Here is a 24211-nt window from a genome sequence, read left to right as displayed (position 1 = left end):
TATACAAACAAGGAGTGAAGGAATCATGTATAAATTATCAATAGATGCTATGAGTGGAGATTTAGGGAGTTCGATTGTTGTGGAAGCTTGTCAGATGTTTATGCAGACACATCAAGATGTTGAACTTTATGTCACTGGAAAAAAGGAAGAACTGGAAAGTTTATCATCATATGAAAATATACATATTGTGGATGCTAGAGATGTTGTGACAATGGATGAAGGAATTATGTCAGTGCGTCGTAAAAAAGAATCAAGTATGGTCAAAGCTGTGATGATGGCACGTGAAGGTGTTGTCGATGGTGTTGTTTCATGTGGTTCAACAGGAGCTTTTTATACAAGTGCAATGCTTTTTTTAAAACGTATTCAAGGTGTAGAAAAATCATGTTTGATGGTAACAATGCCAACATATAATCAAAAAGGTGTATTAATGTTGGATGTGGGAGCTAATGCCGAAAATACACCAGAGCAATTGTATGATTTTGCGATTATGGGAAATATTTATGCCAAAAATATAAGAGGAATAGATAGTCCGCGTGTTGCTTTACTTAATATTGGAAGTGAATCTAAAAAAGGTGATGAAGTTCATCAGCAGACATATCAATTATTACAACAAAGCGATCGTTTACAATTTGTAGGTAATGTTGAAGGTCGTGATATTTTAAGTGGTGATTATGATGTTGTGGTAACAGATGGATTTAGTGGAAACATTGCTTTAAAGACTTGTGAGGGTGTGGCTTCAACATTAATGAAGATGATTAAAGAAACCATGATGTCTTCATTGAAAGGAAAAATTGGAGCTTTGTTTGCGAAATCATCTCTTTATAGTCTGAAAGAAAAATTCGATTATAAATCTGTTGGAGGAGCATTGATGATGGGATTTGAAAAGGCAGTCGTCAAAGCTCATGGAGCAAGTGATGCGAAAGCTTTTTGTAATGCGATGGATTTGGCTTATCGTATGGTCAAAATGGATGTGGTTTCTCAAATGAAGGAAGGATTAAATCAAAAATGAAAATATTAGACTTTTTACAAAAGGAAGATATTCCTTTTCATGATATTGCAATTTATAAAGAAGCTTTTACGCATGCATCTTATGCTAATGAGTCTCATTATGTTCATAAAGATTATGAGCGTTTAGAATTTATGGGAGATGCTGTATTACAGTTATATGTTTCAGAATTTTTATTTAAACTTTTTCCGGATGCACCTGAAGGAACTTTAACAACACTTCGTAGTAAGCTTGTACGCGAAGAATCTTTGGCGCGTTTTTCTAAAGAACTCGGGCTTGGAGAATTATTGTATTTAGGTGTTGGTGAAGAAAAAAGTGGTGGAAGAGAAAGAGAAAGTGTTTTGGCTAATATTTTTGAATCTTTCATTGGTGCTTTATATTTAGACTGTGGCAAAGATGAAGTCTTAAAAGTCTTGCAGCAGACGATTTTTAAACATGTCAATGATTTAGATTATGATGATATTACGGATTATAAGACAACTCTTCAGGAGTTAATTCAAGCTGATCAGCGTCGAACAGTGACATATGAACTTTTAGAAACTTCAGGGCCATCTAATGCACCTGAATTTAAAGTGGCTGTTATGATGGATGATATGTGTTTGGGTATTGGAAAAGGAACAAGTAAAAAAAGAGCAGAGCAACAGGCAGCTAAAGATGCTTTGAATAAATTAGCAACGAAATAAAAAAATACTGTTTTTTGCCTATACATGATCAACATTTTTTCATAAATTATTTTGGGAGTGATAATCATGTATAATCCATATATGTATGATGACGAAAGAGTCATTAATCCAAGAGTAGGAGAAATTGTATTATATACTGTGCATAAAGGTGATAATGTTTATCGTATTGCGAAAACGTTGAATAGTGAAGTGGCTTGGATTCAGGCAATGAACCAGTTAGGTGATGATTTATTGATTCATCCTCAACAACAATTACTGGTTCCTATTGTTTTCCAAAAAATACCACCAATGCCACAACCTTATCAAAGAGAAACTTATGATTTATATTTTTAAAAAATTGCATAAGATTTGATTTTAAGCAAAAACTATAAATAGGAGGTTTGAAATGATGAAAAAAATAATCATCCTGTTTATAGCAACGCTTTTATGTGGTTGTACACAAAAGGCACCAGATGAAACAAAAGAATCTCAATATAAAGATGGCACTTATGAAACAACAGCTATGGGTTATGGAGGAGAATTTCAGGTAGAAACAGTTATTAAAGATGATCAGATTCAGGATATTGTGATCAAAGAGCATAATGAAACGCCTTCTATTGGAGGAGTGGCTTTAGAACAAATGATTGAAAATATGAAAGAACAAAATCGATATGATGTTGATACCATTTCTGGAGCAACCAGATCTTCTCAAGCCTTAAAAGAAGCAGTTGAAAAAGCTTTTGAGCAAGCAAAAAACAATTCTTGATTGAAAATGGATAAAGAGTAGTTACAGTGATTGTGGCTACTTTTTTCGTGTTTCAAAAAGAAGAAAGGCTTTATTTTTTAAGAAAATTGGTATATGATAATGAAAAATGATAGGGGGATAGATAATGGAAAAAAATTATGTTGGTCAAGAAAGAAATATCACTCTTATTATGGATTTTTATGAATTAACAATGTCTTATAATTATTTTAAGATGGGTAAGAAAGATGAAATAGTTTATTTTGATATGTTTTATCGAAAAAATCCAGATAATGGTGGTTTCGTTATTTTTGCTGGATTACAGCAATTGATCGAGGCTATTGAAAATATGCATTTTAGTGAAGGAGATATTGCGTATTTAAGATCTTTAAATGTTTTTGATGAAGAATTTTTTGATTATTTAAGAACTTTCAAGTTTACTGGGACAATTTATTCTGTCAAAGAAGGAACACCAGTTTTTCCATATGAACCATTGGTGACAGTGAAAGCAAAGCTCATTGAAGCTCAGCTTATAGAAACATTTTTATTAGTGACTATTAACCATCAGTCTTTAATTGCGACAAAGGCGCGACGTATTGTTCAGGAAGCCAAAGGAAGAGCTGTCATGGAGTTTGGCGCAAGACGAGCACAAGGTTATGATGGTGCTCATTATGGAGCGAGAGCGGCTTATATTGGTGGTGTTGCAGGGACAGCTACTGTTTCTGCTGGAAAAGATTTTCATATGCCTGTTTTAGGGACAATGGCTCATTCTTTTGTTCAATCATTTGATTCTGAATATGAAGCATTTAAAGCGTATGCTCAAATTTATCCAGATAACTGTGTTTTATTAGTTGATACATATGATACTTTAAAGAGCGGTGTTCCTCATGCGATTCGTATTGCTGAAGAAGTTTTAGCGCCAATGGGGAAACGATTAAAAGGAATTCGTTTAGACAGTGGAGATATTGCTTATTTAACGAAAAAAGCAAGAATGATGCTTGATGTAGCTGGTTTACATGATTGTCAGATTACAGTTTCTAATTCCTTGGATGAATATTTGATACGTTCTGTATTGGAACAGGGTGCACAAATAGATTCTTTTGGAGTTGGAGAAAATATGATTGTATCAAAATCTTCTCCAGTTTTTGGTGGTGTTTATAAACTTGCTGCAATAGAAAAAAATGGAGAAATTATTCCTAAAATTAAAATTTCTGAAAATAGAGAAAAGATTACAAACCCTGGTTATAAAAAGGTATATCGTTTAATTGAAAAAGAAACAAATAAAGCTATTGCGGATATTATTGCTTTCCATGATGAGGTTTTAGATGAAAATCAGGATTTGACAATTTATCATCAATTAGATGCATGGAAACATAAGACGCTTTATGCTGGTACATATGAAGTCCATCCACTACAGACTTTAGTTTTTGATGAAGGAAAGAATGTTTATCCACATTATACATTAGATGAAATTTGTGCTTATTCAGCACAACAAAAACAATTCTTATGGGATGAAATCTTCCGTTTAGAATATCCTCATTTATATTATGTGGATTTAACACAAAAATTATTGGATTATAAACTCAAAATGTTGGCAGAAGGGAAAAAGGGACATTAAAGTTTTCTTTTAAGGATCAATGCTGATATGATTATTACAGTTGTAGGATTAGGTGTTATAGGTGGAAGTTTTGTTAAAGCACTTAAAGGTAAAGGTTATGATGTTTATGGTGTTGATTGCAATCAACAGACTTTAGATATGGCCAAAGAAGAAGGTTGTATTATTGAAGGATATCAGGATGGACATGAAATTATTGAAAAAAGTGATCTCACAATTATTTGTTTATATCCATCACAAGTGCTTGATTTTATCTCTCAACATACTTTTAAAAAAGGAAGTATTGTGAGTGATGTCGTGGGGATTAAATCGTATTTTTTAGCAAAAGCTTTAGAAATTATCGATCAAGATGTTGAATATATTAGTGGTCATCCAATGGCAGGAAGAGAAAAAAAAGGATATTTGTATGCAAGTGAAAAAGTGTTTCATAATGCAAATTATATTGTCATACAACATGAAAAAAACCATCAGAAATCAATTGATTTTATGTGTCAATTTGTTGCTGAATTAGGATTTAAAAGTGTCAAAATTATGAGTCCTTATGCTCATGATGAAATTATTTCATTTACTTCTCAATTACCACATACATTGGCTGTGGCACTAATCAATAGTGATGATGAAAAATATGAGACCGGAAAGTATATTGGTGATTCTTTTCGTGACCTGACTCGTATTGCCAATATTAATGCGGATTTATGGATAGAATTGTTTTTTAATAACCAGGAATACTTATTATCATCAATGGCACGCTTTGAAAAAGAGTTCGATCAATTAAAAAAAGCAATTTATCAAAAAGATGAAAAAGCTTTAAGAGAGATGTTTTTGAAATCATCAAAGCGTCGCGAGAAATTGGAAAAATAGTCTTAAAATCAACAATATTTGTACATACGTAATGAAAGAGATTGAAAACTTTATAAAAAATCTCTTTCATTATTCTTTTGAGAAACATTTTGAAATGTAAAAAAAACAAAAAAAGGTATTGCATAAATGTGGAAAATATTATATACTATTTGAGCAACGAGTTAAGGGAAATGGTTCCATAGCCAAGTTGGTAAGGCTACAGACTGCAACTCTGTCATCGTCGGTTCGAGTCCGGCTGGAACCTCCATTGTTGCCCAGGTGGCGAAATTGGTAGACGCACAGGACTTAAAATCCTGCGGACCTTAAAATCCGTGCCGGTTCGACTCCGGCCCTGGGCACCAAATAAAAAAATTAAAAAAAGTGTTGCAATTGATAAAAAAATGTGATATTATTGAATGGCACTGTTAAGAGGCGCTAGTAGCTCAACTGGATAGAGTGCTTGACTACGGATCAAGAGGTTGTGGGTTCGATTCCTGCCTAGCGCGCCAATCAAATATCAAACGGGAAGTAGCACAGCTTGGTAGTGCACCTGGTTTGGGACCAGGGGGTCGCAGGTTCGAATCCTGTCTTCCCGACCATTTAATGGGGCTTTAGCTCAGCTGGGAGAGCGCCTGCTTTGCACGCAGGAGGTCAGCGGTTCGATCCCGCTAAGCTCCACCATTATGTTGCGGAGGTTTACCCAAGTCCGGCTGAAGGGATCGGTCTTGAAAACCGACAGGGGATGAAAGTCCCGCGGGGGTTCGAATCCCTCAACCTCCGCCATTTATTAAATTTCATATCGCGGGATGGAGCAGTCTGGTAGCTCGTCGGGCTCATAACCCGAAGGTCGTTGGTTCAAATCCTTCTCCCGCAACCAAATGGTCTGGTAGTTCAGTTGGTTAGAATGCCGCCCTGTCACGGCGGAGGTCGCGGGTTCGAGCCCCGTCCAGACCGCCATTTATTTTGGTTCCGTAGCTCAGTCGGTAGAGCAGAGGACTGAAAATCCTCGTGTCGCTGGTTCGATTCCGGCCGGAACCACCATTTTTTAAACGATTCACTACATGGCGGGGTAGCTCAGTTGGCTAGAGCAATCGGTTCATACCCGGTGGGTCGGGGGTTCGAATCCCTTCCCCGCTACCATTGAGTCAATGAGTGGTGAATACCACTTTTTATTTTGGACCCTTAGCTCAGTTGGTTAGAGCTATCGGCTCATAACCGATCGGTCGAAGGTTCGAGTCCTTCAGGGTCCACCATATTGTTGATAACCTCTTATGAGGTTTTTTTTGTTTTTTTGTAAAAAAAATTGTGCTATGATATTCTTATGGACTTTCACATAAATTCCATAAAGTTTTATTAAGATACAAGCAGGTGATATAATGGAAGATATAAGACATATGGGATTAACTGATCAGCAAGTTGAATCACGTATTCAACAGGGACATGTTAATATTTCTCATGATAATATTTCTAAAACAAAGAAGCAAATTGTTTTGGAACATACTTTGACATATTTCAACTGTTTAAATGTTTTTTTAGCAGCTATTATTATATCGACAGGGAGATGGACTAATCTCACTTTTATGGTTGTCGTTATTATTAATGCTTTTATAGGTATATATCAGGAATTTAAAGTTAAGAAAATTATTGATCAGTTAACATTAGTCACTGTGAAAACAATAAAAGTCATTAGAAATCAACAAATCCAAACTATTCCTATAGAAGAACTCGTTCTTGATGATGTTGTTTTTTTAGAGGCAGGAAATCAAATTGGTAGTGACTGTATTGTTTTAAAATCACAGGGTATGGAAGTTAATGAATCTATGTTAACGGGTGAATCAGAGCCAGTAAAGAAGATGAAAAATGATGAATTACTTTCTGGAAGTTTCGTTGTGGCAGGAAGTGCTTATGCGAAAGTTATCAGAGTTGGTAATGATAACTATTCAACAAATCTTGTACGCAAAGCTAAAAATAAAAATAATGCTTCTTCGGAAATGAAAAATTCTATTGAAAAAGTTATCAAGATTTTAAGTGTTGTGATTATTCCGGTAGGAATTGTTCTTTATTTTTCTCAGTTAACTGCTTTTCCTAATGATCAGGCAAGCGCGATTGTGAAAACTGTTGCAGGCGTTGTGGGGATGATTCCTGAAGGGCTGGTTTTGCTAACAAGTTTGTCTTTTATTATTGGTGTTGGTAAACTGGCAAGAAAAAATGCTTTGATTCAGGAAATGGAAGCTATTGAAGCCCTGGCAAGAGTGGATGTTTTATGTCTTGATAAGACAGGAACCATTACAACAGGGGAACTTAAGGTAGATCGTGTTTTGCCACTTCATTCTTCTTCTTTTCATGACATTGAAACGATTATGGGAGCAATGGCACATGAATTTGATGATGTGAATGCGACACAGCTGGCTTTACAAGATTATTTTTTAAAGTCTGAGCATATTGAAGTTTTGGAACGTATTCCATTTTCTTCGCAGCGTAAAATGAGAGCTTTGCATATTCAGGGAAAAGGGCACTACGTTTTAGGAGCACCAGAATTTCTCGTATCTGATGATTCTCAAACGTTGGAAATGGCTGAGTCCTATGCGAAAGAAGGCTATCGTGTCTTGTTGTTGGGTGAGACAGATTGTCTTGATTCTCATACATCTCAAATAGGCCATGTCAAAGCGATGGCTCTCATTGTGATTTATGATTGTATTCGCCCTGAGGCTAAAGAAACGCTTCGTTTTTTTGAAAATGCCCATGTTGATATACGCATATTATCTGGGGATAATCCAATGACTGTTTCACGTGTTGCCCAATTGGCAGGATTAAAAAATGGTGATCTATATATTGATGCATCCACTTTTCCTGATGATGACATGGAACTTGAAAAGATTGTCTCTCACTATCGTGTTTTTGGGCGTGTAAAGCCAGAACAAAAACAACGTATTATCAAAGCTTTACAAGCCAATCAACATGTTGTAGGGATGGTTGGTGATGGTGTGAATGATGTTTTGGCATTGAAGGATGCTGATTGTGGGATTGCTATGGCGGCAGGTAGTGATGCGGCTAAACAGGCAGCACATATTGTTTTATTGGATTCTTCGTTTGCATCCATGGTCGATATCGTCAATGAGGGGAGAGCTATTATTGCAGATATTGAAAGAGTCAGCTCTCTTTATCTAACAAAAACGATTTATTCGACTGCTCTTTGTTTGATTTTTGCTGCTCTAAGATTCAGTTATCCATTTACACCTTTACAGTTAAGCCTCATCAGTGGTCTTGCGATTGGACTACCAAGTTTCCTTTTAACATTAGAGCGTGCTTCTACATTATCATCACAAGGTTTCTTTAAACATGTGATGTCTACAGCTTTACCATGTGCTCTCACAATGATTATTTATATGTTATTGATTACTTGGATTGGTAGCTACTTCCATTTTGATTCCAAACTTTTATCTACATACTATTATTTAGTTGCCGGTTTTATCAGTTTTTTAGTGGTTTATATTGTATGTATGCCATGGAGTCGTTTAAGAGTTACTGTAACGAGTCTGTTTGCGGTTGTCTTTTATTTGATCTTGATGATTATGCATGATTTCTTTGGGATTTATTCATTCTTTACAAAATCACTTATTTTTGTTATTCCACTTTGTTTAAGTTCTATCTTTGTCATTTTTCAACTTAAAAAATGGATTGTCACTTTATATCATCATTTTGAAAAGCATTAACGCAGAAGTTTCAAATTATGAACGGATATAAATGTTTTCTCCTTTGAAAGAATTTGTTGACATTGCTCTTTAGAAAGATCAAAGAGTTTATAGGGATGAATGTTAATGGTTGAAACATAAATGCCACATTTTATAAAAAAAGAACATTGTTGATGAAGATATTCAAATTTCTTATCTTTTAAATATAAATGAAGTTTGATAAATGCTTCCTCAATTTGTTCTTCTGCGATGTTAAACATAACGAGAAAAAAGAAGTTTGATCTTTCATAATACAAATGTGCATGACCAAAATCCAAAAAGTCTTCTACTTTTTTGACAAGATGTCTGGATACATGAAAATAGAGTTGGGGATATTCTTCGATAGAGTAGGGGTCAATATAATAATCGATATATATTCCTGTAAGAAAATGAACATCCAAAGGAATGTCAAGTTGTTTAAAAAAAGGATAGAGATTTTTTTGATAGTCTGTTTGCTGATATGAAAAATCAGGATCTAAAATTGGAAATTGATATTGATTATTTGTTGTATCATAGATATTCATTTTTTTCACCAAATAAATTTTAACATAGGAAAGTGTCGATTTATGTCTAATTGTGCCAAAAAAAGTCACATTGGACTTTTTTTGTATTTGTGACATATAAATATATAGGTGATACTATGGGAATAAGGCGTTATGTTGTTTTGGGTTTAGGTTTAATCATCTATATATTGATAATCAAATATATGTTTTCACTCCTTTTTCCTTTTTTGATGGCTTTTCTTTGTTTTTTCATTTTAAAGCCTTTCATTAATAAAATTCAAAATACAATTCCTTTACAAGAAAGTGCTATTGGTATTTCTGTTTTATTGTTGATTTATCTTTTCTTGGCATTTGTATTAGGGGCTTTATTGACTTTTTTGTTTTTATTAGGAATACGCTTTTTTCAGCAGCTTCCTGTTTATTATGATTCTATATTTTTGCCCTTTATTTCCAATATTATTCATTATTTGGAAGATACTTTCTCTTTTTTGCCTCAAGATATTGTTGTTATATTTCAAAATTGGATTCATCAAAATATCATTGGCATAATGAATTTTGCTTCTTCTTTTGTCAAACTGATACCTTCTTTCATTGTGTCTTTTTTTATATTTGTGATTTCAACATTTTTTTTAGTTTTAGATTATGAGAATATGAAAAACAGTTTTTTAAGATTAACACAGAAGAAAACCTATCAGAAATTTGTTTATATTAAAAATGGAGTCTTAAAGAGTTTATTCATTTATCTGAAGTGTCAGTTCATATTAATATTTGTGTCATTTTTGATGTTATGGGCGGGTTTTTGGATTTTGCATATTGAACCATCATCTTTATATGCACTCGCAATTTCTTTGTTAGATACACTGCCATTTATTGGCATTGGGATTGTTCTGATTCCTATGATTATTCTTTTGTTGATGCAATCATCATATATGAAAGCAATTTATATTTTGTGCCTTTATCTGATTATTAATATGGTCAGAAGTTTTTTAGAGCCCCATATATTAAACAAAGAAACAAAGATTCCATCCTTTTTGCTTCTCTTATCAATGGTCATTCATGTGAAGTTTTTTGGGATAGCTGGTGTTTTTCTTAGTCCGATTCATTTGAGTTTCCTGTATGAGTATTTGAATACAGTTGATGATTTGGTATAATGATGCTTAAAGGAGGAAGTGAGTATGCATAAAAAATATTTTTTCTTTGATATAGATGGGACATTAACCAATAAAGAAACAGGAGAGCTTGTAGAAAGTGCAAAAGAAACGATTCAAAAATTACAGGATAATGGACATTTTGTCTGCATTGCAACTGGAAGGGCTCATTATAAAACAAAAGATTTTGCGAAAATGGCTGGAATACATCATATTGTCAGCAATGGAGGTGCTGCTATTACTATTAATGATCAGGTTATTGAAAATAAACCATTAGATCGTCAAAAAGCTATTGCTTTATGCCAAGAGGCTCATCAAAAAGGGATGGGAGTTTTAATTTCTCCAAATGATAGTATAGATGTGATTATGAATGATGAGTTATTTATTCAACAGGTAGGTTATAGAAAAGAACCGACAAGATATTTCTTTGATTCATCACTAACATATCAGGATATTAAAGACTATTATAAAATATATATTGCTGTGGATGAAAAACGTGAAAAGGAATTATCTTTGCTTGATTCATTAGGACATATTCGTTTTATGAAAGAATATCTGACATATCAGCATGATGCCAAAGATCAAGGCATTAATAAGATGTTAGAATATGTTCATGGTCGTATAGAAGATGTTGTTGTTTTTGGTGATGACTATAATGATTTGATTATGTTTAAACCAGAATGGACATCTATTGCGATGGGAAATGCATGTGAGGAATTAAAGAAAAAAGCTGATTTTATAACAAAGAAAAGTACAGAAGATGGTATTCAATATGCCTGTCAATACTTTGGGTGGATTTAGGAAAGATATTTATTGTATACAATTATACAAAAATATGATATAATCTTTGAATATAAGGGGTGAGAGTTCATGGAAAATCAGATTCAGGATTTTTTTGAGAAATCATTAGTTGAAAATAAAATTGATAATGAACTTTATCAAACATATTCAGTAAAAAAAGGTTTACGAAATGAAGATGGAACAGGAGTCTTAGTGGGGCTTACAAAAATATCTGATGTTGTTGGATATAAAATTCAAAATGGAGAAAAAACGGATGACTATGGTCGTCTTTATTATCGTGGTATTAATGTTGAAGACATCATTAATGGAAAAAGAAAAGAGAAAAGATATTTGTTTGAAGAAGTATGCTTTTTGATTCTTTTTGGTTATTTGCCTTCATATGATGAGTTTGAGAGATTTAAAAAAGTTTTAAGTGATCATTATGAATTACCACCACATTATTTGGAAGCTAATATTTTAGGGTTTCCAGCTAAAAATTTAATGAATAAATTACAACAGGAAGTTTTAATGTTGTATGGATATGATGATGATCCTGATAATACAAGTATCATAGAAACTCTTAATAAGGGCATTAATTTATTAGCTAAAATTCCAAGTATTGTTTGTTATACATATCAAACAAAAGTACATTATTTTGATGAAAAGAGTTTGGTTATTCATCATGTTCAAAAAGATTTAAGTATTGCTGAAACCATTTTATCTTTGTTAAGAAATGATGGGAAATTCACTCCAAAAGAAGCAGAAGCTCTTGATATTGCATTGGTTTTACATGCTGATCATGGTGGAGGAAATAACTCTACATTTACAAATGTTGTGATTTCATCAACGGGGACAGATATCTATTCTTCAGTAGCTGGAGCAATTGGGTCTTTAAAAGGTCCACGTCATGGTGGAGCAAATTTGGCTGTTAAAAAGCAAATGGAGAGCGTTATTGATGAAATTTCATTAGATGCGACTGATGAACAAATTGATATGATTGTGAATCGTATTTTAGACAAGGATTTTAATGATTGTAGTGGTTTGATTTACGGAATTGGTCATGCTGTTTATACATTAAGTGATCCTCGTAGTGAGATGTTAAGTCAGATTTGTGAAGAACTGGCGATTGAAAAAGGACGATATCAGGAATATCTGTTTTATCAACGTTTCAGTCATATTGCAGTTAGAGAAATTTATAAACGAAAAGGTATTCATGTATGTACAAATGTCGATTTTTATAGTGGATTGGTTTATAATATGTTGAATATTCCAAGTGATTTATATACATTGTTGTTTGTTGTAGCGAGAACAGTTGGATGGATTGCACACAACGTAGAAAATAAATTGTATTCAAATCGTATTATCAGACCAGCTACAAAATATGTTGGTGAACTGAAAGAATACAAAACAATAGATGAACGTTAAAAAAGCAAGCTAGGCTTGCTTTTCATTTTGCATTTTTAAACGATAAGTTAATGATGATGGGTGTTTTCTTCCAATGGCCATATAAATCAGGATAGAGAGGATATTTGCAATAGCGATGATAGCAAACATATGATTATATCCAGTAAGATCAATCAAAAATCCAGCAATTCCACCACCTAAACCAATGCCCATATCATAAGCACATAAGAATGTTGAGTTCGCTGCTCCTCTTCTTTGAGGTGAGGCAATACTGACGGCCATGGACTGTAAAGCAGGTTCAATGCCTCCAAAGGCATAACCAGAAAGTGCAGCTGAAAGTAGGAAAGTGATGTTGTTTGGTATAAAAGCTATCAAAAATAATGCTATAAGCATGCAAATATTACATGTATAAACAAAGATGGCTTCACCTTTTTGATCAGCAACCTTTCCTATTAAAATTCTGGTTAAAAATAACATGACTGCCATAATTGTAAAGTATAGGCCACCTGACAAAGTAATCATACTCTCTTTAGAAACGAATTTTAAAATATAGTTTTCTAAAGAACCATAAGTGAAAAGGAAAACCAAGACCACGCAAGAAGCGGGTAATGCATTTTTTTCAACCAGTTCTTTTATTTTTAATGGTTTATATGTTAAAGGGATAGTAGGTGTTTTTAAAATACTGAATAAGATTAATGAGATAATCATAATCAATGTTGCAACAAAGAATAAAAGATAAAAACTATGCTGCATTAAGATTTCTCCAATGCTTGGAGCAATCGCTGTTGCTAATGCTGTTGCCATTCCAAGCATTCCCATACCTTCAGAAAATCTTGAATGAGGGATAATGTCAGTAGCAATTGTTGAAGTTGAAGTGTTTGAACAAGCTAAGGCACATCCATGCGCCATACGGAATATAATGGCGAGAATAATGGAGCTGAAAGCTGTATAAACAAACAAATATCCCATAGGCATGAGAGCCATACCACATAATCCAATAAGCAAGATGACTTTTCTCTTACCATTATCTAACATCCATCCAATAAAGGGACGACAGATGACAGCAATCAATGAAAAAATCGTTGCACATAATCCAGAGACACTATCTGAATATCCTAAATAAGAAATGAAAAAAGGAAATGTAGATAAAATCATCAGATGATTTAAAAATACAAAGAAATTAATAATGATAATAATAATAAAGTTTTTTGTCCATAATTTTTCTGTTTTCATATGTTCCTCCTTAAAAAACAAAAAAGACGTAAGTCCATAATCTGGACTTACGCCTTCTTGCTGCTCAATAACGTTAATCATTATAGCAAAAAATTTTTTAAAATGCAAAAGTTTAATTAAATCATATTCTCTATATTCATTATTTAACAACTTTTGTCCAATGATATTGATCTTCTAATTTTCCCCATTGAATACCTGTTAAAGTATCATAAAGTTTTTGAGTTAAAGGACCTGTTTCAAAATTATGAATTGTTATTTTTTCTCCTTTATAACAAAGTTCACCAATTGGAGAAATAACAGCTGCTGTACCAGTTCCCCATGCTTCCTTTAATTGACCAGTACGACCGGCTTCCATAAGTTCATCAATGCTTAAATCACGTTCTTCAACTTTATATCCCATATCTTTGAGAATATGAATGATAGAATCTCTTGTGACACCTGGTAAGACAGAACCTTCTAGTGCAGCAGTCACAACTGTATCACCAATGAGGAACATAACATTCATTGTTCCTACTTCTTCAACATATTTTCTATGAACACCATCAAGCCAGAGAACTTGAGTGTATCCATTTTGTTCAGCTTTTACTTGTGCAGCAATGCTGGCAGCATAGTTTCCACCACATTTTGTAAAACCAGTACCACCTTTAACAGCTCTGACAAATTCATCTTCTACCCAGATTTTAACAGGATTAACACCTTCAGGATAATAGGCACCAACTGGTGAAAGAATGATGATAAAACGATAACTGTCAGCTGGATGAACACCTACACCTGGTTGAGACGCATACATAAATGGTCTGATGTATAATGAAGTATCTGGTGCTGTTGGAATCCAATCCTGTTCATATTTGACAATCGCTTCAACCGCTTCAACAAACATATCTTCAGGCAATTCGGCCATACAAAGACGTTTGTTAGAATTGATCATACGGCGGGCATTCATTTCTGGTCTAAATAAGAGAATATCACCCTGTGGATTACGATAAGCTTTTAAGCCTTCGAAAGTTTCCTGTGCATAGTGTAAAACCATGGTTGCTGGATCCATGGGAATAGGTCCATAAGGAACGATGCGAGCATCATGCCACCCTTGGTCTTTATCCCAGTCCATCACAAACATATGGTCCGTAAAATATTTCCCAAATCCCAAATGATTTTGGTCAGGTTTATCTTTTAAAGTTTTTGCTCTTTCAATTTTGATTTCCATAAAAATCCCCCTTTATATAATTAAGAAAATTATACTCTTTTTTAAAGTTGTATACAATATTTTTTGTGGAATAATTATAAATACATTGTTCATATTTATAAAATTTACAAATATTTCCATAATAAATTGTGAATTTGACATATATAATAACTGATTTTTTTGTTGATTTCTGTTGTTTGGTTGCAAGATGAAAGAAAATCATATATAATACTTTCATCTGTTATATGAAAGGGGAGAGTGTTTGTGGAATATATAACACTTATAGGAATCGTTATTATTGTCGTTGGTTTTGCTTTGAAATTCGACGTATTAGCGACTGTTATTATCTCAGGAATTGTGACAGGGCTAGTTTCTGGGATGAATTTAGTTGAAATTTTAGAAATCTTAGGAAGTTCTTTTGTCTCTAATCGTTTGATGTCTATTTTCTTAATTATTTTCCCTGTGATTGCCATTATTGAAAGATATGGTTTAAAGGAAAGAGCAGCATATTTGATTGGAAAAATCAAGAATGCTTCTGCAGGAAAGGTTCTTGCTATTTATTCAGTTGTACGTACAATTGCCTCAGCTTTAAATATTAGAATTGGTGGTGTTGTACAATTTGTAAGACCTTTAATTTTACCAATGGCACAGGCTGCCGGAGAAAATATTAAAGGTGAAAAACTTGATGAGAAAGAAGAAGAATCTCTTAAAGGTTTATCATCAGCTGTTGAAAACTATGGAAACTTCTTTGCACAAAACTGTTTCCCAGCAGCAAGTGGTGTTGTTTTAATGTATGGAACAATGGCTGAAGCCGGATTTACAGAAGTGACAATTGGAACACTTGCAGCTGCTTCTATCTACATAGCTTTTATTTCAGTTGTTTTATCTTTTATTCAAGTCTTTTTATATGATAGAAAGATTAAGAAGGGAGGAAATAAATAATGTTAGACTTTTTAACAATCTATTTTCCTGAATTTTTCTATGTTTTATGTGCTTTAGTTAGCTTTGATACAGCATATCGTGCAACAAAGAATGAAGAGTCAAAAGTCGGAACGACATTATTCTGGGCTTTACTTGGTGTTATCTTTATGTTAGGAAGATTACTTCCAAATGTATTTATTGGTGCAATGTTAGTTGTGATGGGATGCTTAACAGCAACAAATCAGGTGAAAATGGGTTCTTTTAAAGAATCAACTGCCGAATTCCGTCAACAATCAAGTGAGAAGTTAGGTAATAAAATCTTTATTCCTGCTGTTTCTATCGGTGTCATGGCATTGATTTTATCCTTAATTCAATATAATGCTGATTCAGCTCAAACATTTTTCTTGAAATTAAGTAGTTTCTTTACTTTACAGTTATTTTCATTTGGAAGCAGTTCAGGGGATCCAACTGCTTTAGATGGTGCAGTCATGACAGGGGTAGCTTGTCTTGTTGCTTTAGTTCTAGCAATTGTGATTTGCAAACCTAAATTATCTGAAACACGTAGTGATACATCTAGACTTTTGATGCAAGTAGGAGCATCTTGCTTGTTACCACAGTTATTAGGTGCATTGGGAAGTGTTTTCAATGCTGCAGGAGTTGGAGATGTCATCTCAAGCATTATTTCAAGTATCGTTCCATCTGGAAATGTTGTGATTGGTGTTGTTGTTTACGTTTTAGGTATGGTTATTTTCACAATGATTATGGGAAATGCATTTGCTGCATTTACAGTTATTACAATTGGTATAGGTATTCCTTTTGTTATTAATCAAGGTGGAGATCCTTCTATTGTTGCAGCATTAGGTATGACAGCAGGTTATTGTGGAACATTAATGACACCAATGGCTGCTAATTTCAATATTGTTCCTTGTGCTGTATTAGAAACAAAGGATCAAAAATGGGCAGTTATCAAATCACAAGTACCAGTTGCTTTGATTATGATTGTCATCCACATTGTTTTAATGCTTGTTTTAGCATTTTAGGAGGTTATAAAAAATGAAAATCTTAGTTACAGGTTTTGATCCGTTTGGTGGAGATAAAATTAATCCAGCTATTGAATCTGTTAAATTATTACCGGATGAAATTGCTGGAGCAGAGATTATTAAATTAGAGATTCCAACAGTTTGTCATCAATCTTTAAAAGTTATTGATGAAGCTATCGCAAAGTATGATCCAGATGTTGTATTGTCTATTGGACAAGCAGGTGGACGTACAGGAATTACTGTAGAAAGAATCGGTATTAATATTGATGATTGTCGTATTCCTGATAATGCAGGACAACAAATCATTGATGAACCAGTTTTTAAAGATGGGCCAGCTGCTTATTTTTCTAATTTACCAATTAAAGCTATGGTTGCGAGAATTCGTGAAAAAAATATTCCTGCTTCTGTATCTAATACAGCTGGAACATTTGTATGTAATCATGTTTTGTATGGTGTAAGACATTTGATTGAAACAAAATATCCTGGAAAAAGAAGTGGATTTATTCATATTCCATTCTTGCCACAACAAGTCATTGAACGTGCTGATACAGCAAGCATGAGTTTATCAACAATTGTTGAAGCTTTATGTGCAGCTATTGAAGCTATTGTTGATACTCAAGAAGACTTAAAAGTTACAGGTGGAGCAACACATTGATGACAAGAATATTTGTATATGGTACCTTGAGAAAAGGTATTTATAATCATGATATTTATTTAAGAGATCATGGTGTTTATTGTGGTGATGGTTATATTCGTGGAAGTCTTTTTACGATAACTGGGAAAAAATATCCAGCATTTCTTAATGCTGGTCAGAATCTGATTTTTGGAGAAATCTATGATGTTGATGGTGAAACATTACATAATATTAATGAACTAGAAAGCTATTATGGTCAAAATCATGTTGAAAATGAATACAATCAGATATTTCTTGATGTGTATGATGTGAATGGTCAAAAAATAGATCAGGCTTATGTTTATGAATTTAATATGGATAAACCTGAAAATGTTGATGCCTTAGGTGAAGATATTCTAGAACATGATTATGTTCAATATATTCAAAAACAGAAACTGAATGATCAAAGTCTTTTTGATGATGATTTGATGGTGTTTTAAAGAAAAAACTTTTTAATGATGAAAAAGTCATTAAAAAGTTTTTTTTATTCAATAACTTCAATTTGTAAAGATTTCATCACATCAATGCTTTTGGCGTGAGTGTCTTCATCACTGCTACCACACCCTTTTAGATCAATGCGTATAGGTGTTTGTGGTAGTGCGGATTTAACCATGATGGCATTGGACAGGACACAAATATGAGAGACAACACCTACTAAAGTGACACTTTCATATGATTTGTTTTTAAGATCATTGGCCAAATCTAAAGATGGAAATGTTTCTTTTTTATAACATGGATAAGGTTCTAAAAGTTGACGGACTTGACCATATAATTGCCATCCATCCGTATTTTCAATGCAATGTTCAATGGATAAATGTTTTCCTTCATAAGTTTGAAGATAATTATCTTGATGTGTATCCATTGTATAAATAATATCATCATGATTCTGTTGAAATTCTTTGATTAGATCAACAATGTGCTCTTCTAGTGCTCTTGCTTTTGGAAAGCCAAGACTTCCAGATACAAAATCATTCTGATAATCAACAACGATTAATAATTTTTTCATATGATCACCTCAATATTATTTTACCTCATGTTTTTTTCTGTCAATGAATGAAAGTAAGATTATTTTCACTGTTTTCAATAAAAATGCGATATAATATGAAGCATGAGGTGAGGGTATGACATTAGATCAAATGAGTCCACAGACATTAGTTCGTATTGTTGCGGTCAATGGCAAAGGACTTTTGAGAAGACGTTTATTAGAAATGGGATTAACACCCCATACATTAGTAAAAATTAGAAAAGTAGCACCTATGGGGGATCCAATTGAAGTCTATTTAAGAAGTTATGTTTTAACTTTAAGAAAAGAGGATGCTTCTTTGATTGAAGTGGAGGTTGTATCAGATGAGTAAAAAAATTGCTTTAATTGGAAATCAAAATTGTGGAAAAACAACTTTATTTAATGCTTTGACGGGTTCTTCACAGCATGTTGGTAATTTTCCTGGTGTTACTGTTGAACAAAAAACAGGATATATTAAAAAACATAAAGATGAATTAGAATTGATAGATTTACCTGGTATTTATTCTTTATCACCATATACATCAGAAGAAATTGTCTCTATACGTTATTTGTTAGAGGAAAAACCATCTTTAATTATTAATATTGTTGATGCCACAAATATGGAGAGAAATCTTTATTTGACGACACAGTTGCTGGAATTAAATATTCCAATGATGCTTGTTTTGAATATGATGGATGAAGTGATTACAAGTGGAAATAGCATAGATATTGATGGGTTAAAAAAACATCTTCATATGGATGTAATTCCTATTTCTGCAAGTAAAAATGAAGGTATTGAAGATGTGATTATAGCTATTGAAAATAATCTAGACAAACCATCACAACATATTGATATTTGTCATGGTGTTGTGCATAAGGCTATTCATTCTATCTCACATATTGTTGAACAGAGTGCTCAATCTTTAGGACTACCACTACGTTATTGTGTGACGAAGATTATTGAAAGTGATGAAGATATATTTAATCAGTTGAAAATTGACGAAGGGGATCGCCATATTATCGAACATATTCTAGAAAAGATGGAAGAAGAAGCGGGAACGGATAGAGAAGCGGCTCTTGTAGATATGCGTTATTCGTTTATTGAAGATGTCTGTCATCAGACTGTTTTCATTGAAAGTGAAACAAAAGAACAAATTCGTTCTGAAAAAATAGATAGACTTTTAACACATAAATATTTGGGAATTCCAATCTTTATTTTGATTATGTTATTGATTTTTTATTTAACATTTTCATTGATTGGAGCACCTCTTCAGGATTTAATGGATAGTGGTATAGGAATTATTTCAGATATGATTATTCGTTTCTTGGAGAATCATGATGTTTCATTCTGGGTACGTTCTTTAATTGGTGATGGTATTTTAGCAGGAGTTGGAAGTGTCCTTTCTTTCTTGCCTGTCATTGTGATATTATTTTTCTTCTTATCCATGTTGGAAGATAGTGGATATATGGCAAGAGTGGCTTTCGTGATGGATAAGGCTTTAAGAAAAATAGGATTATCTGGCCGCTCTTTTGTGCCGATGTTAATAGGGTTTGGATGCAGTGTTCCTGCGATTATGTCAACACGTACATTATCAAGTGACAGAGATAGAAAAATGACGATTATTTTAACGCCATTCATGTCATGTAGTGCAAAATTACCTATTTATGGTATGATTATTGCTGCATTTTTTCCAACAAAAGCTGCTCTGGTTATGATTAGCATTTATTGTATTGGCATTTTCGTTGCTATTATTTCTGCATTGATCTTAAAAAATACAATTTTTATTGGCGAACCTGTTCCTTTTGTTTTAGAGTTACCAGCCTATCGTATACCAACTTTAAAAAATGTTTTCTTAAATGTTTTAGACAAAGCTAAAGATTTTATTCATAAAGCTTTTACAATTATTTTTATGGCTTCAATTGTCATTTGGTTTTTACAGAGTTTCAATTATACATTTGATTTTGTATCTGATAGCTCACAAAGTATTTTAGCATCTATTGGTTCCTTTGTTTCACCAATCTTTGCGCCTTTAGGTTTTAATGATTGGCGTGCATCTACTGCTTTGATGACAGGAATTACTGCTAAAGAGTCAGTTGTTTCAACTTTGACAGTGCTGACACAATCATCTACAACAGCAGCTTTAAATCAAGCTTTAATTGGAATCTTTACTCCTTTAAGCGCCTTTTCTTTTCTTGTCTTTACAGTTTTATATATGCCTTGTGTTGCTGCATTTGCTGCAACAAGACGTGAACTTCGCTCTTGGATACAGGCTATTTTAACAGTATTATTTCAAACAGGTATGGCTTATATTGTTGCATTTGTCATATATCAGTTAGGACAATTATTCTTATAAAGAAGGTGAAAATATGGATGATCATTATCAACAATTATTAAAAATAAAAGAAGAAAAGTTAATAAAGGCCTTTGAAAAAAATAATATATCATGCATGATTGTCAAGGATGAAAAAGAGCTCAAAAATTATTTGAAGTCTATTTTGGTTCATCAAAAGAAAGTGGCAGTAGGTGGAAGTGTGACTTTATCAGAACTTGGAGTCATTGATCTGATTAGAGAGAGTGACGTTGATTTTATCGATCGATATGAAGAAGGACTTACCCGTGAGCAAATGATAGAGCGTTTAAGAGAAGGTTTGTTATCAGATATCTTTATTACAAGTACCAATGCGATATCAATGGATGGTTGCCTCTATAATATTGATGGAACAGGGAATAGAGTTGCTGCGATGATTTTTGGGCCACGTGAAGTGATTGTTATTGCTGGTTTAAATAAGATTTGTAATAATGAAGCTGAAGCTATTGAACACATACGCCAATATAGTGCTCCAGCCAATGCTTTGCGTTTGCATAAAAAAACACCTTGTGCCCAATCTGGACAATGTCAAAATTGTTTGAGTCCAGATCGCATTTGCAGCAGTTATGTCAAACTAGGTTATCAAAGTCAAATGTATCGTATCAAAGTGTTAATTATTGAAAAAAATATTGGATATTAGGTGAGAATATGAAAAAAACAGGAATTTTGTTTCCAATTTCTGCACTACCGAGTCAATACGGAGTAGGGGATTTTGGAAAGAACGCATATAAGTTTATTGATAAGATTGCTCAGGCCCATCTGACTATTTGGCAGATTTTACCATTGAATCCTTTGGGATATGGAAATTCACCTTATCAACCTTTATCAAGTCATGCAGGAGATGAACTTTATTTAGATATTGACGCTTTTTTGCAAGCTGGTTTACTTAAGGAAGATGAACTCGAAATCACATCACAACAAAATCAATATGTGGATTATAATCGAGTTAGAAAACAAAAAGAAAAATATTATCGATTAGCTTTTTCGCGTTTTGTGGGGGATGAGGATTATCATCGTTTTATTGACAATAATCCATGGCTGTATCCATATGCTATTTTTAGAGTGTTTAAGAGTCATCATCATGAACGTTCCTGGATAGAATGGGAAGAAGAATATAAAAATTATCAACAAGAACATCATTTTTCATTGTTACCTTTTACAAAAGATATTGATTATCATCTGTTTTTGCAGTATTTCTTTTTCTTGCAATGGCAACAATTAAGAGATTATGCTCATCAAAGACATATTGAAATTATTGGAGATATGCCTATATATGTCGGACTGGATTCAGCAGATGTATGGCAAAATCAAGAAAGCTTCTTACTGGAAGAAGATGGAACACCTTCATTTGTAGCAGGAGTTCCACCAGATTATTTTAGTAAGTACGGACAAAGATGGGGGAACCCATTATATGATTGGGAATATTTAAAAAAACATGATTATGATTTTTGGATAGATCGAATGAAAGCAACTCAACAGATGTATGATTGTGTAAGGATTGATCATTTTAGAGCTTTTGACACTTATTGGAAAATTCCTGCCAGTGAACCAACAGCGGTGATAGGTGAATGGGTTGAAGGACCTGCCTACGATTTATTTGACACTTTGTATTCGCGTATTGATCATTTATCTATTTTGGCTGAAGATTTGGGAGATTTACGTGATGAAGTTTATCAGTTAAGAGATTATTATCATCTTAAAGGAATGTATGTTTTTCAATTTCATTATGCATATGATTTTGATTTTTCTAAGGTTGTTGTTTATAGTGGAACACATGATAATGATACTTTAAAAGGGTGGTTAGAAAGTTTGGATAGTGAGGAGCTTGAGAAATTAGAAAAAATGTTGGAAGAATATTCTGAACAAGACCTTGATCAAAAAATATTACATTATTGTTTAAATTTAAAAGCTGAAGAAGTCATTATTCCTTTTTGGGATATGATGGGAAAAGATACACATTGTCGTTTTAATGTTCCTGGTCAGATTGGATCTCCAAATTGGGAATATCATTTAATGGATTTTCAAGAATTTGACGTCTATTTAGAACGCTTTTCACATATGATAATAGAAAGTCAAAGAGGAGATGTTTAGATGAAAAAAGCAATCGTTCTTGCAGGTGGTGGAGCAAAAGGTGCGTATGAAGCAGGATTTTTAAAAGCTATTCATGAAAATCAATGGGATTATCAAATTGTCACAGGAACATCTATAGGAGCGCTTAATGCCTGTTTATTGGCGCAAAAGGATATAGATGTTCTTTTGCGTTTATGGGAGAATATTGAAGAAAAAGATGTTTTTGCAGGAGGATTACCTGATTTGAGTTTCGATTTTGATCATATGCTTGATCAATCTCATTTGGCTATCTCTTTTTTTAAAAAATATATCAAAGAAAAAGGTGCTGATATTACACCATTAAAGCATTTGATTCGCCAATTATTAGATGAAGAAAAATTACTTCAATCATCAATAGATTTGGGATTGTGTACAGTTGAATATCCCTCATTGAAACCATTGTATATAACGAAAAAAGAAATGCCACGTGAATTTATCTATGACTATTTATTAGCTAGTGCTTCTTGTTTTCCTTTGTTTCCAGTTCATCATTTTGGAGGTTATTCTTATATTGATGGTGGCTATTATGATAATGTTCCGATTGATTTAGCTTTGGCAATGGGCGCTCAGGAAATTCTTGTTATAGATATGAATTATCCTGTAAAGCATCCTTATTATCTTCATCGCCCAGATATTTGTTATACTTATCCAACTGTTGAACTCAGTGGATTTATGGATTTCTCAAAAGATTCTATACAACGCTTATTACGTATCGGATATCAGCAAGGACAAAAAACTATGAACAAATACGTAGGGAATAGATATACTTTTTTACCCTTTCAAACCCCATTATTTGATAAAATATATCAAGATGTTTTATTTACAGAAAGATATATTCGCCAATATTTAAAAAGAAGTAGTCATGATCATCTTTATCAGCAATTTTTTGAAGATCATTTTCAGGAAACTTTGCAAAAAGAAGATTACTTGTATATTGTACTTGATTGGATCTGCCATCTTTTAGAACGTGATGAAAGTTATGTGTATCAATTTGATATTCTTGTTGATGATATTTTACAGGATTTTGATAAATATCTACGAAAAGATTTTTCGATTCAGTTGCAAGGAAATTTACAGATTCTTGAACATATGAATAATAAAGGAATTGTTGGAGTGATTTTACACTTTTTGATTTATCCTGAACATGATCAGATAGGAATAGAAAAACTCATGACATTATTTGATAAACAATATGTTATGGCACAATTCGTTAAATGTTTATATATAGAAAAACAAGGTTCGTTATAAA

At 33.1% G+C, this 24211-nt stretch carries 23 protein-coding genes and 11 tRNA genes; 30 read left to right on the top strand and 4 right to left on the bottom strand.

The features are described 5' to 3' along the window. Nucleotides 1-25 precede the first annotated feature (25 nt). The 18 genes from plsX to ACZYT4_RS02940 all read left to right on the top strand — a co-directional run bounded on the left by plsX (nucleotide 26) and on the right by ACZYT4_RS02940 (nucleotide 8578). Nucleotides 26-1009, top strand: a complete 984-nt coding sequence (plsX, locus tag ACZYT4_RS03025) for a phosphate acyltransferase PlsX (protein WP_463782170.1) — start codon at nucleotides 26-28, stop codon at nucleotides 1007-1009. Further along, entirely contained in the window at nucleotides 1006-1689 is a 684-nt protein-coding gene (gene rnc / locus ACZYT4_RS03020) for a ribonuclease III (protein ID WP_463782169.1), read from the top strand. The genes plsX and rnc overlap by 4 nt, the downstream gene beginning before the upstream one ends. A gap of 66 nt (nucleotides 1690-1755) precedes the next feature. Further along, the gene (locus tag ACZYT4_RS03015; RefSeq protein WP_463782168.1) at nucleotides 1756-2022 is read left to right on the top strand and encodes a LysM peptidoglycan-binding domain-containing protein; all 267 of its coding nucleotides are present in this window, start codon (nucleotides 1756-1758) and stop codon (nucleotides 2020-2022) included. Nucleotides 2023-2074: 52 nt separating this feature from the next. Continuing rightward, nucleotides 2075-2434, top strand: coding sequence for an FMN-binding protein (locus ACZYT4_RS03010; protein WP_463782167.1), 360 nt, complete (start codon nucleotides 2075-2077; stop codon nucleotides 2432-2434). A gap of 124 nt (nucleotides 2435-2558) precedes the next feature. Next, nucleotides 2559-4028: a nicotinate phosphoribosyltransferase gene (locus ACZYT4_RS03005; protein WP_463782166.1), complete on the top strand. Its 1470-nt coding sequence runs from the start codon at nucleotides 2559-2561 to the stop codon at nucleotides 4026-4028. Nucleotides 4029-4055: 27 nt separating this feature from the next. Then, nucleotides 4056-4886: a prephenate dehydrogenase gene (locus ACZYT4_RS03000; protein ID WP_463782165.1), complete on the top strand. Its 831-nt coding sequence runs from the start codon at nucleotides 4056-4058 to the stop codon at nucleotides 4884-4886. A 172-nt stretch (nucleotides 4887-5058) separates the two neighbouring features. Further along, nucleotides 5059-5133 (top strand) — tRNA-Cys (locus ACZYT4_RS02995). A 5-nt stretch (nucleotides 5134-5138) separates the two neighbouring features. After that, a tRNA-Leu gene (locus tag ACZYT4_RS02990) sits at nucleotides 5139-5227 on the top strand. A 70-nt stretch (nucleotides 5228-5297) separates the two neighbouring features. Further along, a tRNA-Arg gene (locus tag ACZYT4_RS02985) sits at nucleotides 5298-5374 on the top strand. Between the two features lie 13 nt (nucleotides 5375-5387). After that, nucleotides 5388-5464: transfer RNA gene (locus ACZYT4_RS02980), tRNA-Pro, on the top strand. A 6-nt stretch (nucleotides 5465-5470) separates the two neighbouring features. Continuing rightward, nucleotides 5471-5546, top strand: a tRNA-Ala gene (locus tag ACZYT4_RS02975). Nucleotides 5547-5555: 9 nt separating this feature from the next. Continuing rightward, nucleotides 5556-5648: transfer RNA gene (locus tag ACZYT4_RS02970), tRNA-Ser, on the top strand. 17 nt (nucleotides 5649-5665) lie between these two features. Further along, nucleotides 5666-5742: transfer RNA gene (locus tag ACZYT4_RS02965), tRNA-Met, on the top strand. A gap of 3 nt (nucleotides 5743-5745) precedes the next feature. Beyond that, nucleotides 5746-5822, top strand: a tRNA-Asp gene (locus tag ACZYT4_RS02960). Nucleotides 5823-5830: 8 nt separating this feature from the next. Then, nucleotides 5831-5906 (top strand) — tRNA-Phe (locus ACZYT4_RS02955). Nucleotides 5907-5928: 22 nt separating this feature from the next. Beyond that, a tRNA-Met gene (locus tag ACZYT4_RS02950) sits at nucleotides 5929-6005 on the top strand. Between the two features lie 36 nt (nucleotides 6006-6041). Further along, nucleotides 6042-6118 (top strand) — tRNA-Ile (locus tag ACZYT4_RS02945). A gap of 123 nt (nucleotides 6119-6241) precedes the next feature. Continuing rightward, the gene (locus tag ACZYT4_RS02940) at nucleotides 6242-8578 is read left to right on the top strand and encodes an HAD-IC family P-type ATPase (protein WP_463782164.1); all 2337 of its coding nucleotides are present in this window, start codon (nucleotides 6242-6244) and stop codon (nucleotides 8576-8578) included. On the opposite strand, the gene ACZYT4_RS02935 is transcribed toward ACZYT4_RS02940, so the two are convergent. Further along, on the bottom strand, nucleotides 8575-9120 hold the full coding sequence (locus ACZYT4_RS02935; protein WP_463782163.1) for a hypothetical protein: 546 nt from the start codon (nucleotides 9118-9120) through the stop codon (nucleotides 8575-8577). The genes ACZYT4_RS02940 and ACZYT4_RS02935 overlap by 4 nt on opposite strands. Before the next feature lie 116 nt (nucleotides 9121-9236). Between ACZYT4_RS02935 and ACZYT4_RS02930 the strand changes: the two genes are divergently transcribed. From ACZYT4_RS02930 to ACZYT4_RS02920, 3 genes are all read left to right on the top strand, one after another. Then, complete coding sequence (locus tag ACZYT4_RS02930) at nucleotides 9237-10250, top strand: AI-2E family transporter (protein WP_463782162.1); 1014 nt, start codon at nucleotides 9237-9239, stop codon at nucleotides 10248-10250. Between the two features lie 24 nt (nucleotides 10251-10274). Beyond that, a complete protein-coding gene (locus ACZYT4_RS02925) occupies nucleotides 10275-11048 on the top strand; it encodes an HAD-IIB family hydrolase (protein ID WP_463782161.1) in 774 nt (257 codons plus the stop codon). Nucleotides 11049-11117: 69 nt separating this feature from the next. Continuing rightward, nucleotides 11118-12452, top strand: a complete 1335-nt coding sequence (locus ACZYT4_RS02920) for a citrate synthase (protein WP_463782160.1) — start codon at nucleotides 11118-11120, stop codon at nucleotides 12450-12452. Nucleotides 12453-12461: 9 nt separating this feature from the next. Here ACZYT4_RS02920 and ACZYT4_RS02915 read toward each other — a convergent pair whose 3' ends face one another. After that, nucleotides 12462-13664: an MFS transporter gene (locus tag ACZYT4_RS02915; RefSeq protein WP_463782159.1), complete on the bottom strand. Its 1203-nt coding sequence runs from the start codon at nucleotides 13662-13664 to the stop codon at nucleotides 12462-12464. A gap of 139 nt (nucleotides 13665-13803) precedes the next feature. Continuing rightward, nucleotides 13804-14868 (bottom strand): branched-chain amino acid aminotransferase, encoded by a 1065-nt coding sequence (locus tag ACZYT4_RS02910; RefSeq protein ID WP_463782158.1) that lies wholly within the window; start codon nucleotides 14866-14868, stop codon nucleotides 13804-13806. 243 nt (nucleotides 14869-15111) lie between these two features. Between ACZYT4_RS02910 and ACZYT4_RS02905 the strand changes: the two genes are divergently transcribed. Genes ACZYT4_RS02905 through ACZYT4_RS02890 form a run of 4 tightly spaced genes read left to right on the top strand, consistent with a single transcriptional unit; the run spans nucleotide 15112 to nucleotide 17921 of the window. Further along, complete coding sequence (locus ACZYT4_RS02905; protein ID WP_463782157.1) at nucleotides 15112-15789, top strand: DUF969 domain-containing protein; 678 nt, start codon at nucleotides 15112-15114, stop codon at nucleotides 15787-15789. Next, entirely contained in the window at nucleotides 15789-16808 is a 1020-nt protein-coding gene (locus tag ACZYT4_RS02900; RefSeq protein ID WP_463782156.1) for a DUF979 domain-containing protein, read from the top strand. The genes ACZYT4_RS02905 and ACZYT4_RS02900 overlap by 1 nt, the downstream gene beginning before the upstream one ends. 13 nt (nucleotides 16809-16821) lie before the next feature. Next, nucleotides 16822-17463, top strand: coding sequence for a pyroglutamyl-peptidase I (gene pcp / locus ACZYT4_RS02895; protein WP_463782155.1), 642 nt, complete (start codon nucleotides 16822-16824; stop codon nucleotides 17461-17463). Then, on the top strand, nucleotides 17463-17921 hold the full coding sequence (locus tag ACZYT4_RS02890; protein WP_463782248.1) for a gamma-glutamylcyclotransferase family protein: 459 nt from the start codon (nucleotides 17463-17465) through the stop codon (nucleotides 17919-17921). The genes pcp and ACZYT4_RS02890 overlap by 1 nt, the downstream gene beginning before the upstream one ends. Before the next feature lie 44 nt (nucleotides 17922-17965). On the opposite strand, the gene ACZYT4_RS02885 is transcribed toward ACZYT4_RS02890, so the two are convergent. Next, nucleotides 17966-18487, bottom strand: coding sequence for a cysteine hydrolase family protein (locus ACZYT4_RS02885; RefSeq protein WP_463782154.1), 522 nt, complete (start codon nucleotides 18485-18487; stop codon nucleotides 17966-17968). Nucleotides 18488-18602: 115 nt separating this feature from the next. On the opposite strand from ACZYT4_RS02885, the gene ACZYT4_RS02880 reads away from it, so the two are divergent. The 5 genes from ACZYT4_RS02880 to ACZYT4_RS02860 are packed head-to-tail and all read left to right on the top strand — an operon-like array spanning nucleotide 18603 to nucleotide 24210. Beyond that, the gene (locus ACZYT4_RS02880; RefSeq protein ID WP_463782153.1) at nucleotides 18603-18836 is read left to right on the top strand and encodes a FeoA family protein; all 234 of its coding nucleotides are present in this window, start codon (nucleotides 18603-18605) and stop codon (nucleotides 18834-18836) included. Continuing rightward, entirely contained in the window at nucleotides 18829-20838 is a 2010-nt protein-coding gene (gene feoB / locus ACZYT4_RS02875) for a ferrous iron transport protein B (protein WP_463782152.1), read from the top strand. Before ACZYT4_RS02880 ends, feoB begins: the two co-directional genes overlap by 8 nt. A gap of 13 nt (nucleotides 20839-20851) precedes the next feature. After that, nucleotides 20852-21493, top strand: coding sequence for a lactate utilization protein (locus ACZYT4_RS02870; RefSeq protein ID WP_463782151.1), 642 nt, complete (start codon nucleotides 20852-20854; stop codon nucleotides 21491-21493). Between the two features lie 8 nt (nucleotides 21494-21501). Beyond that, complete coding sequence (gene malQ / locus ACZYT4_RS02865) at nucleotides 21502-22944, top strand: 4-alpha-glucanotransferase (RefSeq protein ID WP_463782150.1); 1443 nt, start codon at nucleotides 21502-21504, stop codon at nucleotides 22942-22944. Further along, nucleotides 22945-24210: a patatin-like phospholipase family protein gene (locus tag ACZYT4_RS02860; protein WP_463782149.1), complete on the top strand. Its 1266-nt coding sequence runs from the start codon at nucleotides 22945-22947 to the stop codon at nucleotides 24208-24210. It abuts the gene before it with no gap. Nucleotide 24211: the final 1 nt, after the last annotated feature.

It is taken from the genome of Massilimicrobiota sp. mt181, from assembly GCF_055420065.1.
The sequence above is the reverse complement of the archived record's forward strand: the minus strand, read 5'-3'. Positions and strand labels throughout refer to the sequence as shown.